At 39.1% G+C, this 15,083-nt stretch carries 17 protein-coding genes; 1 reads left to right on the top strand and 16 read right to left on the bottom strand.

Annotation, left to right across the window (positions count from 1 at the left end):
* Window positions 1-132 precede the first annotated feature (132 nt).
* Window positions 133-3,111 carry a SpoIIE family protein phosphatase gene (locus tag EHR06_RS17675; RefSeq protein ID WP_135758220.1) on the top strand — a complete coding sequence of 993 codons (2,979 nt, stop codon included), beginning with the start codon at window positions 133-135 and terminating at the stop codon, window positions 3,109-3,111.
* Between the two features lie 12 nt (window positions 3,112-3,123).
* Here the strand turns inward: EHR06_RS17675 and EHR06_RS17680 are convergent, their stop codons facing one another.
* From EHR06_RS17680 to EHR06_RS17755, 16 genes are all read right to left on the bottom strand, one after another.
* Window positions 3,124-3,879, bottom strand: coding sequence for a phosphatidate cytidylyltransferase (locus tag EHR06_RS17680; RefSeq protein ID WP_135758221.1), 756 nt, complete (start codon window positions 3,877-3,879; stop codon window positions 3,124-3,126).
* Window positions 3,866-4,744, bottom strand: coding sequence for a diacylglycerol/lipid kinase family protein (locus tag EHR06_RS17685; RefSeq protein ID WP_135758222.1), 879 nt, complete (start codon window positions 4,742-4,744; stop codon window positions 3,866-3,868). Before EHR06_RS17685 ends, EHR06_RS17680 begins: the two co-directional genes overlap by 14 nt.
* On the bottom strand, window positions 4,745-5,320 hold the full coding sequence (locus EHR06_RS17690) for a CDP-alcohol phosphatidyltransferase family protein (protein ID WP_135758223.1): 576 nt from the start codon (window positions 5,318-5,320) through the stop codon (window positions 4,745-4,747). It abuts the gene before it with no gap.
* Complete coding sequence (locus EHR06_RS17695; RefSeq protein WP_135758224.1) at window positions 5,317-6,201, bottom strand: fatty acid desaturase; 885 nt, start codon at window positions 6,199-6,201, stop codon at window positions 5,317-5,319. Before EHR06_RS17695 ends, EHR06_RS17690 begins: the two co-directional genes overlap by 4 nt.
* A gap of 65 nt (window positions 6,202-6,266) precedes the next feature.
* On the bottom strand, window positions 6,267-6,629 hold the full coding sequence (locus tag EHR06_RS17700) for a TRL domain-containing protein (RefSeq protein ID WP_135758225.1): 363 nt from the start codon (window positions 6,627-6,629) through the stop codon (window positions 6,267-6,269).
* Between the two features lie 3 nt (window positions 6,630-6,632).
* Entirely contained in the window at window positions 6,633-6,998 is a 366-nt protein-coding gene (locus EHR06_RS17705) for a TRL-like family protein (RefSeq protein ID WP_244288651.1), read from the bottom strand.
* A gap of 2 nt (window positions 6,999-7,000) precedes the next feature.
* Window positions 7,001-7,288: a TRL-like family protein gene (locus EHR06_RS17710; RefSeq protein WP_244288652.1), complete on the bottom strand. Its 288-nt coding sequence runs from the start codon at window positions 7,286-7,288 to the stop codon at window positions 7,001-7,003.
* Window positions 7,289-7,294: 6 nt separating this feature from the next.
* On the bottom strand, window positions 7,295-8,086 hold the full coding sequence (locus EHR06_RS17715; RefSeq protein WP_135758226.1) for a hypothetical protein: 792 nt from the start codon (window positions 8,084-8,086) through the stop codon (window positions 7,295-7,297).
* Between the two features lie 171 nt (window positions 8,087-8,257).
* Window positions 8,258-8,587: a hypothetical protein gene (locus tag EHR06_RS17720; protein WP_135758227.1), complete on the bottom strand. Its 330-nt coding sequence runs from the start codon at window positions 8,585-8,587 to the stop codon at window positions 8,258-8,260.
* Complete coding sequence (locus EHR06_RS17725; RefSeq protein WP_135758228.1) at window positions 8,584-9,699, bottom strand: serine hydrolase domain-containing protein; 1,116 nt, start codon at window positions 9,697-9,699, stop codon at window positions 8,584-8,586. The genes EHR06_RS17720 and EHR06_RS17725 overlap by 4 nt, the downstream gene beginning before the upstream one ends.
* A gap of 298 nt (window positions 9,700-9,997) precedes the next feature.
* Window positions 9,998-10,468: an ankyrin repeat domain-containing protein gene (locus tag EHR06_RS17730; protein ID WP_135758229.1), complete on the bottom strand. Its 471-nt coding sequence runs from the start codon at window positions 10,466-10,468 to the stop codon at window positions 9,998-10,000.
* A gap of 60 nt (window positions 10,469-10,528) precedes the next feature.
* A complete protein-coding gene (locus EHR06_RS17735; RefSeq protein WP_135758230.1) occupies window positions 10,529-11,419 on the bottom strand; it encodes an alpha/beta fold hydrolase in 891 nt (296 codons plus the stop codon).
* 11 nt (window positions 11,420-11,430) lie between these two features.
* Window positions 11,431-11,907 (bottom strand): SRPBCC domain-containing protein, encoded by a 477-nt coding sequence (locus tag EHR06_RS17740; RefSeq protein WP_135758231.1) that lies wholly within the window; start codon window positions 11,905-11,907, stop codon window positions 11,431-11,433.
* A gap of 2 nt (window positions 11,908-11,909) precedes the next feature.
* A complete protein-coding gene (locus tag EHR06_RS17745) occupies window positions 11,910-12,245 on the bottom strand; it encodes an ArsR/SmtB family transcription factor (RefSeq protein ID WP_135758232.1) in 336 nt (111 codons plus the stop codon).
* A gap of 209 nt (window positions 12,246-12,454) precedes the next feature.
* Window positions 12,455-13,504: a DUF1574 family protein gene (locus EHR06_RS17750; RefSeq protein ID WP_135758233.1), complete on the bottom strand. Its 1,050-nt coding sequence runs from the start codon at window positions 13,502-13,504 to the stop codon at window positions 12,455-12,457.
* 11 nt (window positions 13,505-13,515) lie between these two features.
* The gene (locus EHR06_RS17755) at window positions 13,516-14,886 is read right to left on the bottom strand and encodes an MBOAT family O-acyltransferase (RefSeq protein ID WP_167492315.1); all 1,371 of its coding nucleotides are present in this window, start codon (window positions 14,884-14,886) and stop codon (window positions 13,516-13,518) included.
* Window positions 14,887-15,083: the final 197 nt, after the last annotated feature.

Genomic DNA, 15,083 nt, shown 5'->3' on the forward strand with positions numbered 1-15,083 from the left:
TAGTGCACAGCGCGTTTGTCGATCAAACGCTCGATAAAAATCTGAAATAGCAGCCCCATTCGTTGCTATTTATCATGTATTCAGTAATCCTCTTGACAATTAGTCATTTATGCAAAATCTAACAAGTCCGATATGGAAGCCTCCATTCTTTTCTCCCATCATGCAAGCGGAGTTTTCTCCTTATTCCTTTTAACATTCGTTTTGAGCGGATTCTTGATATTCAAGAAGAACAGGACCTTGCCCACATATTACTTAATTGTAATGTATCTTGGATACGGGACGATGTTCTTCGGTTATTTCCTCTCCTACTCCATATTTAGCCCTTTAGCGGCGTATCATAGATACTTAACTGTTTCTGTGATCTTCGGGATAGTAGGGTTTATAGGTTTCTGTTATCATTTTCCAAAAAACATTTATCCAAAAGAATCGAAGATTATCATTCCACTATCCCTGGTAATCGCATTAGCTGCATGGGTCCATTTTGTTATCAAAACGGCTGGAATGGAAAAGATATACCTATTCTCAGCTCACCATTATAGTTTCGATTTCGGAAAAGAAGCAAGTTTTGCGATCCTTTTGTGCTTTATCATCAGCACGGTAATCCTGATCAGAAAGATCATCTATTTCTCTCGTTATACCGGAATATTCCAACAATGGGATACTTCCGCCAACTCTTTAGCTCTTCCCGTTCGGATCCTTGTTAAAACTCTCGTCTTTTTACCTCTGAATATAATGAGGATTATTCTTCCATCCAGAAAGGAAGGGATCGCATTGAGAGCGTTTTTAGTCACTGTGATCTTAAACATACTAAATGCTTATAATAACGTATTAAATAAGTCCGGAGTTCTGTCTTACGACACATACGCGATCACATATTTTATCCTATCGGTGATCACCATATTTTTCATCCAAAGTGCTTACTTGAACCATTCTCCAGAACCTACCAGCTTTATGGGAAAGATCCTTTCCAGCGCTGTGGTTACCGTCGTATTGGCCTTGGGGGCGATCAGTTATATCACCTTATTCTCCACCGATAGATCTATCGAAAAAGAAGATCTTGTAGAGATGAACTCGGTCAAAACGGAGATCAGAAACGGAGATACGAATTTTCCTCCGAATGTTAGATACGTTCTATCCCGTCCTGTCGGCCCGGGCATATTCGATCATAAATATGAGATCCTTTTTTCCAAAGACGGTTTGAACCAAACGATCCTGAAAGAAGGAGAGAAGTATTATAAAAACCAACAACTCAAAGAAGCGGTCGAAAAGAATAAAAAACTACATAAAGGAAAGTCTGAATCCGAATTAGAGACGATCACTCTAAAGGAAATGAAAGAAACGGATCTTCCTTTAGGTTCCAGGCTCTATAGGGTCGCCGGAGATTTTTATATCCATTATGATTTCGTGATCGGGCCAACGAGATATGAGGTCGGATTTGCTTATGCGGAATTTAGGCAAGTGATCCACGATGTCGCCCGCTGGTTGATCTTGATCATTTTTGGAACAACAATCTTCATATTGATCGCATTCCCTATTCTGCTTAGGGTCAGCTTGATCCATCCGCTCAATAATCTTTTATCCGGTGTGGAGAAGGTGAACCATGGAGATCTGAATGTAAATGTTCGGATCAAAACCATGGACGAGATCGGCTTCTTGTCCCTATCATTCAATTCGATGGTGGATTCGATCCGGGTCGCCAGAGAACAATTACAAGAACATGCGGACCATCTCGAGGAAAAGGTAGAAGAACGTACAAAAGAAGTCCAAGAAAAAATGGAAGAAGTCCAAAGACTAAAAATCCAACAGGACGGGGACTACTTCTTAACTTCGCTGCTCGCCAAACCTCTATTCTATAACGCGAATAAATCCTCTAAAGTAAATACGAACTTCCTTATCAGACAAAAGAAATATTTCGAATTTCGTAATAAACAAGGAGAACTCGGAGGAGATATCTGCTTAACCGGAAATTTAAGATTAGGAACTCCCGATAATTACAAAAAATACACGATGGCGATGAATGGGGACGCCATGGGAAAATCAATGCAGGGAGCAGGAGGTTCCTTGGTCATGGGAGTTGTGATGAACTCCATTATGGCAAGATCCGCCGCTAACAAAAGAGTTCTGACAAAAACACCGGAAGAATGGCTGACTGAGACCTATATGGAAATCCATTCGGTATTCAAAAGTTTTGACGGGACCATGGTCATCTCTGCGACCGTAGCGTTGATCGACGATGAAACGGGAGAAATGTTCTATTGGAACGCAGAACATCCTTTCTCGGTATTATACAGGGATGGCAAGGCTTCCTTCTTAGAAGATACATTAGAACTTCGTAAATTAGGATTGGATTCCGAATTCGAATTTAAGGTGAAAAAATTCCAACTTCATCCTGGAGATCTGATCATACTTGCGTCCGACGGAAGAGACGATCTTTTATTATCCGTACACAACGAAAAGAGGATCATCAACGAAGACGAAAATGTATTCTTAGATGTAGTAGAAAGATCTCATGGAGATATCAAATCCATCGAAAAAAATATCCGAAGTATAGGAGAGGTCATCGATGACCTCTCTATTCTAAGGATCGGCTTCCAAGAAGTAAACACTCCTGCAATCGACCAAAGGGATGATCGAAATGACTTCGCGGATAAGGTAGTGTTACAAAGCCTTTATAAAGAAGGAAAAGAATTGTATAGAAATGGAGAAGCTCAAAAAGCGATCTCTATTCTATTAGATGCGTATGCAACGGATAATAATAATCAAAAATTGAACAAACTACTAGGTTTGATCAGCTTTAAAGAAAAGGATTATCCATTAGCCGTAAAGGTCTTGAGCAAATATCTAAGCCAAGATCCGGATACGGCGGAGCTTTGGTATTATCTATCCATCGCGGAAAAACGTATCGGCAATTTAGCTCAATCCTTAGAAGCGGCAATGATGGTAAATCAAATGCAGCCGATGAATGTACAAAACCTGGTCCATCTTTCAGATCTAAATCGACTTTTAGGAAATAAAGAAGAAGCCATCGGCTTCACAAAATCCGCAGAAGAGATAGATCCGGATAATAAGAATATCCGAAAACTCAAAAAATTATTAGAGATGGAATCTTAAACTTAAGCCCTTTTAATTCCAAGGTTCTCTAAAAACTTCAAAAGGGATCGAAATAAAGGTCCATATACTTAGAGTAAATAGGAAAGAATCGAATCGATCCAGAAAACCTCCATGCCCAGGAAGTATGGAGGAAAAGTCTTTGATCGAAACTTTTCTTTTGATCCAGCTTGCCGCCAAATCTCCTGCTAAGGCTAAAAATCCGAAAAGAGGAAGGATCCAAATACATTTCCAAGAAAAATTTCCCCAGAAGGAAAACACGAATCCGGAAAATAGAAATAGATACGATAACCCTCCCATAAATCCTTCCCAAGTTTTATTGGGGCTGATTGTAGGAGAAATTTTTGTATTTCCCAAACTCTGCCCTACGATCTGACTAAATGCGTCAAATCCTGCGATTCCTAAATACAACCATAGACACAATTTAGGAGAGAGGACGAAAAACGAAAAACATGCCATAATCCCTAATACTAGATATATCCCTAAAATGGAAAAAAATTGAACAGGTCTTTCAATGGACAGAGTTCGAATAAGTTCGATACCGCCTAATAACAAAAGAACGGAAATGAATCCGAGCCATAAATACCCTCCACATACTGCGAATAAGGAAGACAAAGAAACGATTAAAGCGTAAGACCAGTATTTTCGAGATCTCAAAGTCCTTTCTTCTTTAGAACGTCCTTTTGAGGAACGAAAAAACCAAATCCCTCCGACCAAAAAGCCAAAAATTACGAAACCCAGTACAGGCAAGGATCCATTATCTAGGTCCATGTATCCTCAAAGACCCGGGGAGTACTTTTACGGAAAAAGAAATTACGTTTTTATAAATTTCTCCGTCTACCATAAGGATCTCAGGAGATTCGAAACTTACAACAACCGAATTCACTTGAAATGGAGCTTTCGGTTCATAAAAATATTTTCGAGAAAGAACGGAAAGATTATGTAAGGTCTGTCCCAAAATTCCGGAGTTCAGCTCCAAAACTTCTAATTTTCCGTCATTTGGTCTTGCATTAGGAAATGCCAAAAAATTCGCAACATGTCTGGTATTATTCAGAATACATCCGGTAAGAGGAATTCTGTTCCTAGACTCTTCGTCATAAGATACACCATACATTTTTCTTTTTTGAAAAAATACCCCGATACCGGCCGCTACCGGATAACAATATTTTTTTAACTTCTTGAATCTGGAGTTTGCGATCTCGGTAACTGCGGCAGGAAAGCCGAATGAGATGGTGCTTGCGGAATAACATAAAAAAGTCTCTTCCGCTGTACTAACCTCTATTTGCAGAAGATCTAATATTGTCTCCTTGGTTAAGTTCAAGTTCTCTTCTTTCCGGTTCCATTTTTCCCAGCCGAAATCTCTCGCTAAAGAATTTCCTGTTCCGGCCGGGATCAAGCGGATCTTAGGAAAGGGAGGTTTTAAAGAAGAGAGTACCTCATGTAAAGTTCCGTCCCCTCCGACAACGACGATCTCGGAATTGTTTCTTTCCTTTTGGGCAAGATTTTTAGCATGCCCCGGAAATTGAGTCACCAAAAGGCGTATTCCTTCATTCTCTAATCTGGAGCGGACTAATGAATCAATCCCGGATTTTTCTTTGCGAAGTTTTCCATTTACGATCGCAACCGATTTCCCCATTTATATTTTCCTCTTTTCTTTTTGTATCCAATATAATCCACGCACATTCGAACGGAGTTCCTCCAATACTCTTAAGATCAGAATCTCTTCCGCGTAAGCAAAACAACTCACAAAAAAAGAAACGTATACGATAGGAGAGAAGGCGCCGAACCAAAATAGGGTCATAAATAATATCCCGATACAATAAGCGGCAACTCTACTCGCATACGTGTGAAAACTAGAAATAGTTCCGAATTTCCATAAGGAATAAACCATCTCTCCAAAATACAGAATTAGAACGATTGAGATCCAAATCCTGTACTCGTAAAAAAAATCCGGTTCGAAAGTTAATATACCTGCTATACCTACGAAAAAAAGAAGAAGGTCCGCCCAAGAGTCCAACTTGGCCCCAAACTCGGATTGCAAACGGAAAATCCTTGCGATCAATCCGTCTGCTATATCGCTCAATAATGCGGCGAAAAAAAGCCAAGAGAATAAAGATCTGTCATTTTTATAGATAAAATAAACAAGGAAAGGAAGAGTCAAAAAACGTAAGATCGTAATACAATTCGGAATGTATTTATTAAAAGAATTCATATAAGCTCCGAAGAAGATAATAGAGAAACGCCGTTTTCTTTCGTTTCTGCGTAGTGTATATATTTTTTAGAAAAACAAATCCCGGCAAAACATTCAAAAATCGAAATATTCTTTTTTCTTTTCCTAAGTCCGAGAGAAAGACTTAACCAGGAAAGATTCGGATTTTCATGATGGATCTCGTGATTCCCTATCCCGAATCCTAATGGAAAATAAAATGTATTACTTTCTCTCTTATCTGAATATCCTGTATGCTCGCACCAATGTCGAAAACAACCCCAGAAATTTGCAAAAAAGAATGTTCCGAAAATAAACCATAGATCGGGTCGAAACCAATAAAACAGGATCCCGGAAACGCTAAAGGATAGAAGTAAGAAAAAAAGAGTCTCCTTGGAAAAGACAGGCTTCTTATCTTTCGCTGTAACTTCAGAAGAAGATTTCCAAAACAAAGAAAAGATATTAGAAACCAACGGCAGGAACTCCAACAAAACGTAAAGAATACGATTCTTTTTAAACAATTCTAATTTCCATCTTGGCCATAATGGATCGTCGGGAAGGTTTGTCTTTGCATGATGTTTTAAGTGAGAAGCCCTAAAAGGTTCTCCATAAAAAGGAAGAAAAACGAAAGCGCTTGCAAGATTCAGGATCCATCGATCGAATTTAGATCGGGTGAGATTTCTGTGAGTTCCTTCATGAACTAGTAGTATCATCCAAGAATGTAAAAATAAACCGCTGATAGGAAGGATCCAAATCCGTCCGGATATGAATATTTCGTGAAAGTACAGCAGAAAAACATACAAACAAGAAGCGAGAATCCCGGTGAATACGGGGATCCACCAAGGGAAATTCCTGAATCTGCTCTCCATTACTTCTTCGTAATTCATAAATTCTTTTTAGGTCCCAACCGATCTGTTTTTCAGGAACGGAAATTGATAAAGAACAATATTCTTTATTCTCCCCTGACGATAACACATTCTTTAATAAAGATCCCTAATATATTAAAGTGAGAATATTCGATGGCGCCGATCATTTTTATACCCGCGGATTCCGCGGCATCTCTCACACTTCCTCCCTTGATAAAAACATACATATCTAAATAGAATATGGAAGAAGAACAGGAACGTCCTTCTTTGATCAGTCTTGCCTGCCCTATGACGTTAGCATTTTGTTCCGGATGAGAAGGATAGAATAGATTAGACTCTCCTCTGGAAGTGTGTTTAGCGCTTATAATCAAAGCACTATAAGGAACCCTGTATTCCGGAAAACAAGAGCATAATAAAAGAAGAGCCAGAGAAGAAAATGTAAGTCTCATATATCATTCTCCGTAAACATAGGTGCAATACCTTCCGTAAAAAATAAAAAAGTCAGTCACACTATGATCTATATATGAGATTTTCGTGATCAATTCTCTCCAAGCAATGGATCCTGCCGCCGCGTCCCCCCAGGAATAGATCCTAAGGATATGATGAACGCAGCCTTTTCCGAATCTCAGAGGTCGAACCGTATTCTGAGGATTAAAATCCCCATCGAATGACATACTATTATAAAGAAGCCCGGGTATCGGACGATAGGAATCACCTATACTCGTACAACTCAATCCCAGAAAATACGTAAAAAAGATCGCAATTAAAACTTTAGAAGACCGTCTCATCGTAATTTTGTAAAAAGACCAGCGAATCATATTCAATCTCCAGTTAAGATCAAGCAGTGGCGCCTTACGAAGATAAAAAGAAAAGAAGAAACTTCGATTTCTACGGAGTGGATCCTGCTGATCTCTCCTTGGCGTTTTGCTTCCGTTATGCTTGCATCTCCTGCGGAAACCAAGAATAGAAAATTGTATACGCATACCTTTGCGCTTTTTATACCTTCCACGTTCCCGATCTTGCCTGGAATTTTTTCCTGGCGGTATATGATCCCCTTACATGTTTCAAACGATAAAACGAGAAGAATAGAAAACAAAATTCGATTCAAACTGATTTACCTTTCGGAATATTTAGCGATGTTTTCGAAATTGAATAGGAAGCCCATTTGGATCTGGACGGATTCCAAATTTGTATTTCCGATAATATCGGACTTAAGCCATTTTTTTTGGCCGGAAATTTCCAATTGTAACCCGAACTCTGGAGTTAGAAAAAAATTCACGCCGGCCCCTGCCCTCACTCCATAACCTGTTCCTGTAGAAGTAACCGGTTCGAAAGCGGTGCTTGGATGTATATTCCTAGAACTAGTAGTATATTGCACGATCCCCGCTTCTAAGTTTACGAAAGGGTCTATACGAGATCTAGAAAGAGGATGAAAAGAGACTGCCAAAGAATACATCTTATCATTATAAAATCGCCTGGTGTATGGAAGCGCTTCCACGTATGTAGGGTTCGGGTGGCTCGGAGATAAACGAGGAAAATCCAAATATTCTCTATTATTGGTCGCATCCATTGAAAAAGAACTAGCGGCAAATCCCAATCCGATCTTATCCGTTACTCCGTATTCAAAAAATAAACGATAAGAGGTCGGCGTGGAAAATTGAGAGTTAGGAAGACCTAATAGAGGAGTTGCGTCCTGCCCAAGAAGTCTAAGAGGAGTTTGACCCGAAGCAGTTTCCGTTTTCAGATTTTTTTGGATCTCTTTTTCTCTCGAGATCAAACTTCCGCCTGTATGAAAAGAATTACCGGTAGTTCCGGATAAAAGGAAAATCCCTTTATAAAATCCGTAAGGATGTTCCGACTGTCCAGGATTTGGTTCCGCCCAAAGGAATACAGGGAGTAAAAACAAAAAGAAATATGAGAAAAAACGAAAACATAACATCCGCAGCCTGCCCAATCGATATAGCACTACAATCTATACATTCTCCCTCAGATTGAGCCAGAAAAAAGTTATATATAATTAAGAATTTTCGATTTTTTTGAAGTTATTTGCATTCGTTAGGCGCTTCTTGAGGAATTTTCAAGGAAAATATATGCTGCAACCCTGCTTTGGTTTGAAAATAGCCTTTGATTTAAAATTGGTAAATAAAGTGGAAAATTTAATAGACAGAGAATTATCATCCTGGATCCAAAGATCCGGAGAGAAAAATTGTTTTGTATAATCCTTACAATATTCTTCGGATCCTTTAGAAACGAATAAACAAGAGCAGCCTTCTTTTGCCGCAAATATAGAATATGTTCTGCCGAGCGAGTCCGGAAGAATTCTCCATTTCCAAACTGAGAATATAACCAAGAACAGCATCGATAGGATAGTTCCAAGAATATATAATATTTTTATAAAATTCTTCATGGAAATTTTCCCTGATCCTTTTCATTTATAATAGGAAGCAAACGATCCAGAAATTCTCTCATTGGAAATCTTGCACCTCTGTCATTTCCCAAACGGACCACTACCAATTTTTTCTCGGGATCCACCACCATATATTGTCCCCAATGTCCGGAAGCAAAAAAGGAATCAGTAGAAAGCTCAGGATAATAAAGTTCTTCCGAATCAGGAGAGAATCGATTCAGGTATACATGCCCTCCCATACTTGGAATACGAAGTGTATCCAAATACCAAGGCCTTTTACTTTTTAGATCGTAAATTCTAAACGTTTTAGGGATCCAATCTTTCGAAAATATCCCGGAAGGTTTTCCTGAAATTTCTCCGGAATATAAAAGTCCAATTTTTGCAAGATCTCTTGCGGATAGATATACATAAGAAGAAGCTACCGGAACTCCCTTACCGTCCCTTTCCCAAATATAAGATCCTATCCCGATCCGTTTAAAATAGACCTCGGGAAAGTTTTTCTCTACGGAATTTAAAACCGCAGATAATAAATTAGAATCCCCGCTTGAATAAGAGATCTTTTCTCCAGGAACATGAGAAAACTTTAATTTAGAAATATAGTCCGCTATATCCTTGTTTTCTTCCCCGTATAATATTTTTAGAATATCGGAATTGACAGGCGCCCATTCATATCTTTCTTTCCAGTCGATCCCGGATGCGAAGAAAAGCAGATGTTTTACTTTTAGTTCTTCCGAATTTGAAACACTATATTTTGGAAGATAAGACCGAACAGGTTTTTCTAAATCCAATTTTCCGAGAGCCACTGCTTGTCCGACCGCTCCATTCAATAAGAATTTGCTAATAGACCAGGTCGGGTGTAATGTTATTGGTCCGAATCCGGAAGAGTAGGCTTCTAATATCGTTTTTCCATCTTGGATCACTAAAATTGCATTTGTGCGTATCTTAGAGCTGCTTGTTTGGAATTGGCCTTCTGTTGCCCATTTAGATAAAGAAATGATCTCTTCTTTTTCGGCAAAGTGGACCGTATAAGCGGAGTATCGGAAATCCACTTTGGAGCAGACGCCAAAGAATAAAAGAAGAAGTAACCAGACTTTTTTTAAATATATTCCCATCGAAATCTCGGATAGAAATGGGAAAGATCCGAATTATAAAATATTCCAAAATATCCGAATTGAATATGAAATTTTAAATACAAAGTGGAATTTCCCGCGGCAGCGATGCGCAGATCTTTAGTCCGGGACGCGGAAAGCGTCACGGATGAGCGCGAATGCGCGAAATCGGAGCAGCGCGACCCGAGCGATAGCGAGTGGTGCCGACCAAAACGAACCTTCCGTTTATGGCGTGTTGGAACTCCTACACCGAGTGGGAATTCCAACAAGTATCATTTTGTAGGAATTCCTACATAAAAAATTACATTAAATATCTCTTGCCCAAATTATCTCTTTTCTCCGTGTCTGCACCGCTGGAGATCAAAAGTTCCGAAATTTCGGCTAATCCATCGTAACTATAAGAAATATGTAATGGAGTCACACCTTTCGGATCCGCAACATTCGGGTCCGCTCCATGTTCCAACAAGATCTGAACGGGTTTGATCTTCCCGTTTTCGACGGCTTTATGAATAGGAAAGATCCCGTTTCTATCCGGAAGGTTCGGATCCAGACCTGCATTCAGCAAAGTTTCCAAATAAAAAGGATCTTGGATCTCGGAAGCACAAAAACCGAGAAGACCTTTCGTACATTCTTTCAACTCACCTTTATTCGGGATCAGATCCAAAATTTTTCTAAAACCTTGTTTGTCTCCGTTCTGGATCTTGGAAAATAATTCCCTTCCCCTTTGTAACGTCTTTCGATCCTGAATCCAATTTTTAATCCAATCTAGCATGTTATTTCCCAATCTATATTTAGAAAATAGACTGTTTGGATCCGGATTTTGATCTTAGCTTTACGGAGAATCCAAAAAATCTTGGACCAAAGCGGAAGTCAATTCAGGATATCTATCCTTTCCCTGGGACATGATCGCTTCTCCTAAATAATCCCCATGTCCTCCAGGCAAAATCAAAAGTCTTGCTTTCGGGATCATTCGGACCATCTCGACCGCGTGTTCCAATTTCGGAACATCTCTATCTCCAAGCAGGATCAAGGTTGGAATTCCAACAGTTCTAATTTCTTTATCGCTAAGATCTTTGAAGCTGCGCATTCTAGCAGCATCTTTCTCATACATTGTATGCAATTTTTGGGGATCCGGATTTACTTTTAAAAAAGCATCCTTAAGTGCCTGAGGCATATTTTCAAAAGTAGCATTCTTCATAAAATTCCAAAACATAGGATAAGCGCCTTCCCTCTTTGTTATAGAAGAAGCGAATATGAGTTTACGCACTAGTTTAGGATGTTTGATCGCCACATTCAAAGCAACGCTCGCTCCATTACTAAAACCGAAAATATCCGCTTGTTCTACTTTTAGAAATTTCAGAAGAGCGACTACGTCTTCCGCAGAGGTCTCGAAACTAACAGGAGCATTTCTGTCCGTCGTTCTTCCATGTCCTTGTTCATCCAGAGCGATCACTTTACGATTTTGAGCGAGAAGAGGAAGTATCCGGCTATAAGTTACTTCTATCGTTGAACCTCCTCCATTCAACAGAACAAGTGGAATTCCGTCCTTTTTGCCGTGGATCTCATAATACATCCGTATATCTCCGATAGGAGCGAGTCCTTTTTCGTAAGGCTCGGATGTGATGTCGGGAGGTGTTTCACGAAGTTGAAAAGGCCGACCCGCTGAACAAGAGACAACCAAGAATAGTATAAAAATAGAATATATTGAATTAGTAATTTTCATTTTAGTTCTCCTTATTTGACTTTTTCTAGATAATCCGTTAATCTGATTAGATGCGCCAATGTGCCTTCTTTTCTGGAAGCTACACCTTCTCTTCCTATTGTTTGGTCTAAAAATGCGACCTGCTCCGTGAATATCAGTTTTGTGGCAGAAGGATCCACTTTTTCGATCTCTATAGAAGCGATGGACACTGAATGGATCTTTCCGCTTAAGATCATATCATAAACAAAAACGATCCTTCGGTTCTCGATTAAATCGGAAAATCTAGCCTTATATAAGGTTTCTTTTCCGTTTGGAAAACGACCATGTAGTATTTCTTCTCCACCGATCCGGAAGTCCAATTTTCTTTGCACGACCGACCAGTCTCCCGGACCTATAAACCAATTCGCTTTTGCTTCCACATTACTCCATGCGGAATATACGGATCCCGGATCGGATTGATACACCCTTTCTATACTAAAAATTTCGTGAGCTACTTTCAGGTTTTCCATAATCACTTCTTTCCCTTCTCCGTTTTTTCTAAAAATTCTCCCAATCGATCCAAGTTCCTTTCCCAGAATTTTTTGCGCTGGTGGACCCAATTTTCGATCAGTTCTAATGAATTTGTTTCCACTCTACAAGAACGCACTCGGCCTATCTTCTGGGTTTTGATCAAACCGCTTTCTTCCAGGATTTGTACATGCTGGACGACCGCAGCCATACTCATGTCCAAGGGACTTGCAAGTTCGCTCACGGAAGCAGACTTCTTGCTAAGTCTTTCTACGATATCCCGGCGAGTCGGATCCGACAAGGCATAGAAGATCCTGTCCAAAGAGGAATTGTTAAGCATTTGCTTAAGTATAAGGGCGAACGAAAAATAGTCAAGTGTTTACTTAAGTATTTTTGGGCGTTGCCCGACAAATTTTTTCGAGGAATAAAAGTAAAATACGAGTAAATAAGTCGGGCCAGGCTCCTGCGGGTTCGGGCGAAGCCCTCATCCCTTCGGGACAAGCCCTTCGGATCCTTAACGCAAAGAAAAAATATATGAACTAGGAAAAATTATTTTCCGGCACCGTATAAGGAATCGGCTAAGTTTTTATAACAGATAGAACCTAAATGAACGGAATCAGCCCATGAATCGCAGCTTCTACCTAAAGGTCTGGCGTCGAAAACGACTAGGTCTCCGGAATCCCTCATTCTTTTCTTAAAATTAGAAATGAATTTCTCTTCGACTCCCTGAGGTTTATAAACGTATTTTTCATGTACCGGATGAATTGCAGGGATCCAAAGAACATATTTGATACCCAACTCTTCCATTTTCCGGACTCGTTTGAGTAAAATATCATAAAAACCGTCCCAAACTCGAAAGTTTTTATAATAACCGAAATGATCTTGGGCTTCTCCAGTCTTAGTATATTCTTCTTCGAAAAATTCTTCGGCTTTCTTTCCCTTTAAGTCCGGTTCTTCTCTTGAAAATAATGCGAATTCTAAAACTCCTTGGATCGTATTCGGATCGATCCCCGTAGCATTTTGACGTTTAGAATATGTGGCTAAATTATAGAAACTTACTCCGTATTGTAACGAGTGGAAAAACTTTCCTGTACGAAATTTAGAACGTAAAGCAATAGGCAGATCATCCTGAGAGAAAGTATCTAAAAAAGATTTTTCATATACGTTCGAATCCCATCTAAAAATCTGCAGGGATTCATTTGCGAGAAACGGCGAAATTTCCACTGCAATAAAATCAGGGCGGCGTTTAGCTTCGAGAATTTCGTCCAAGATCGCCATCTCCGCAAAAAAATCGACTGCAGTTAGCGCAAATCCGTTTTGGATACCGAACTCGACTCCTGCTTCTGGCTCCCAATTATTTACGTTATTCGATAAGGTGGAAAAGTAAAAAGATTGTGAAGAACCTAAAAAAACCGCGGTCTTTCTATTTATTCGTTCCAATTCGCCTAGTTTCAATCGAATCAATTCTAAAGAGTTCTCCTGCATAGTTTTTTGTTTTCTGACAAATTGTATGACAGGCTCGGATGTGATCAAACGATCCAATAAAATAAGAGTAACGAAAAAGACAGGAATGGAAAGAATAAAGAAAATTTTGCGCATTCTATCTATCCTTAAAATTGAAAATATATGAAAGTCATAACATTAGTGACTGTGGATGGGAACAAGGCAAATAACGCGATACCGAAGGCGGGCAATGGCCAAAATTTTCGAGTTAAAAAATCCAATTTACGATAATTACGTTCGAACACATGAAGTATTATCGCGGCAAATATGAGCCAGCCTGCAAGACTGTTATTAGATAAATTAGAACCTACCTTTCGAGTAAATCCTTCGAAAAATACGATCGCTTCCCTTAAGTTGGAGCTCCGAAAGAATATCCAGGTAATACAAACGAAATGAAATAGGATCAAACTTCGAATTCCGAGCTGCCAAAATTTGGAATACTTCTGAAAAGTCCTAACAAAAGGCCTTTCTATCGCCAAAAATAGACCGTGAAGGCCTCCCCATATTAAGAAATTATAATTTGCTCCGTGCCAAAGTCCGCCCAATAACATCGTCAAAAGTAGATTTATATACGTATTAATTTTACCAGTTCTATTTCCACCCAAGGGGATGTATAAATAATCCCTTAACCAACGAGAAAGAGTAATATGCCATCTTTGCCAAAACTCCTGCAAGGTAGTCGCGAAGTATGGAGTATCAAAATTCCTCGGAATATTAAATCCGAGAAGAATAGCCAATCCTCGAGCAATATCCGAATAACCGGAAAAATCGGAATAGATCTGAACGGCAAAACCGTAGGTACTTAATAAGATCGCCGCTTGGTTGTATTTTTCAGGAGATTGAAAAACAGGATCTATTAATGTACCTAATTGATCTCCGATAACCACCTTTTTTAATAAACCGAAAAAGATAAGAATACTTCCGGTTCTTAATAGATCCGCATGAGGTAATTTATTACGATCGATTTGCCTCTTAAGCTCAGCCCATCGAATAATAGGACCCGCGATCAACTGAGGAAAAAAAAGTATAAAAAAGAAAAAGTCTTGGGGGCTTACCTTCTCTTTCAGTTCCCCCCTGTAACAATCTATATGAAAAGCGATGATCTGAAAAGTATAGAAGCTGATCGCAAGAGGTAGTACGAAATCCTTCAAAGGATATGCGACCTGGATCGAAAATCCCAGATCATTCAAAACGGTTTCGAAAAAGATTAAGTATTTAAAAATCGCAAGATTAAACAGGTTTACAATAACGAGAAAGGAAACTTTTGCCTTGGTATACGAACCGTGAGCAAAATAATAAAACAAATAATTAAAAGTTAATATTCCTAAAAAATGAAATAAGAATCCTATACTCCAAAAACCGTAAAAGAATACGGAAGCAGAGATCAACCAAACCTTTCTATATACGTTAGGCAGAGTCCAATAAACTATAAAAACAACTAGTAGGAATAGGAAAAAATCCAATGAATTGAAGAGCAAAAATTTTCCGCCAAAAAATAGATCAAGGCCGGCGATCGTTTATAGTAACTTAAGCCGTATTCAACCTTTTTCAAAATACATGTCCTTATGCAATAAAAAAGCCAGAGAACTATTTCTCTGGCTTTTTAAATAACTTCAACAAAAGAATATAACTGCGAGTTGAGTTGTTGCTGATCATCTTGTATGGATGTTCATGC

The organism is Leptospira dzoumogneensis, assembly GCF_004770895.1.
Taxonomy (GTDB): Bacteria; Spirochaetota; Leptospiria; order Leptospirales; family Leptospiraceae; genus Leptospira_B; species Leptospira_B dzoumogneensis.

Excerpts from the sequence above, each read along its gene's own strand:
- EHR06_RS17725 (WP_135758228.1), bottom strand. The coding sequence starts at position 9,699 with ATGGGAATATATTTAAAAAAAGTCTGGTTACTTCTTCTTTTATTCTTT.
- EHR06_RS17680 (WP_135758221.1), bottom strand. The coding sequence starts at position 3,879 with ATGGACCTAGATAATGGATCCTTGCCTGTACTGGGTTTCGTAATTTTT.
- EHR06_RS17750 (WP_135758233.1), bottom strand. The coding sequence starts at position 13,504 with ATGCGCAAAATTTTCTTTATTCTTTCCATTCCTGTCTTTTTCGTTACT.
- EHR06_RS17695 (WP_135758224.1), bottom strand. The coding sequence starts at position 6,201 with ATGAATTACGAAGAAGTAATGGAGAGCAGATTCAGGAATTTCCCTTGG.
- EHR06_RS17730 (WP_135758229.1), bottom strand. The coding sequence starts at position 10,468 with ATGCTAGATTGGATTAAAAATTGGATTCAGGATCGAAAGACGTTACAA.
- EHR06_RS17735 (WP_135758230.1), bottom strand. The coding sequence starts at position 11,419 with ATGAAAATTACTAATTCAATATATTCTATTTTTATACTATTCTTGGTT.
- EHR06_RS17690 (WP_135758223.1), bottom strand. The coding sequence starts at position 5,320 with ATGAATTCTTTTAATAAATACATTCCGAATTGTATTACGATCTTACGT.
- EHR06_RS17700 (WP_135758225.1), bottom strand. The coding sequence starts at position 6,629 with ATGAGACTTACATTTTCTTCTCTGGCTCTTCTTTTATTATGCTCTTGT.
- EHR06_RS17685 (WP_135758222.1), bottom strand. The coding sequence starts at position 4,744 with ATGGGGAAATCGGTTGCGATCGTAAATGGAAAACTTCGCAAAGAAAAA.
- EHR06_RS17745 (WP_135758232.1), bottom strand. The coding sequence starts at position 12,245 with ATGCTTAACAATTCCTCTTTGGACAGGATCTTCTATGCCTTGTCGGAT.
- EHR06_RS17720 (WP_135758227.1), bottom strand. The coding sequence starts at position 8,587 with ATGAAGAATTTTATAAAAATATTATATATTCTTGGAACTATCCTATCG.
- EHR06_RS17675 (WP_135758220.1), top strand. The coding sequence starts at position 133 with ATGGAAGCCTCCATTCTTTTCTCCCATCATGCAAGCGGAGTTTTCTCC.
- EHR06_RS17705 (WP_244288651.1), bottom strand. The coding sequence starts at position 6,998 with ATGATTCGCTGGTCTTTTTACAAAATTACGATGAGACGGTCTTCTAAA.
- EHR06_RS17740 (WP_135758231.1), bottom strand. The coding sequence starts at position 11,907 with ATGGAAAACCTGAAAGTAGCTCACGAAATTTTTAGTATAGAAAGGGTG.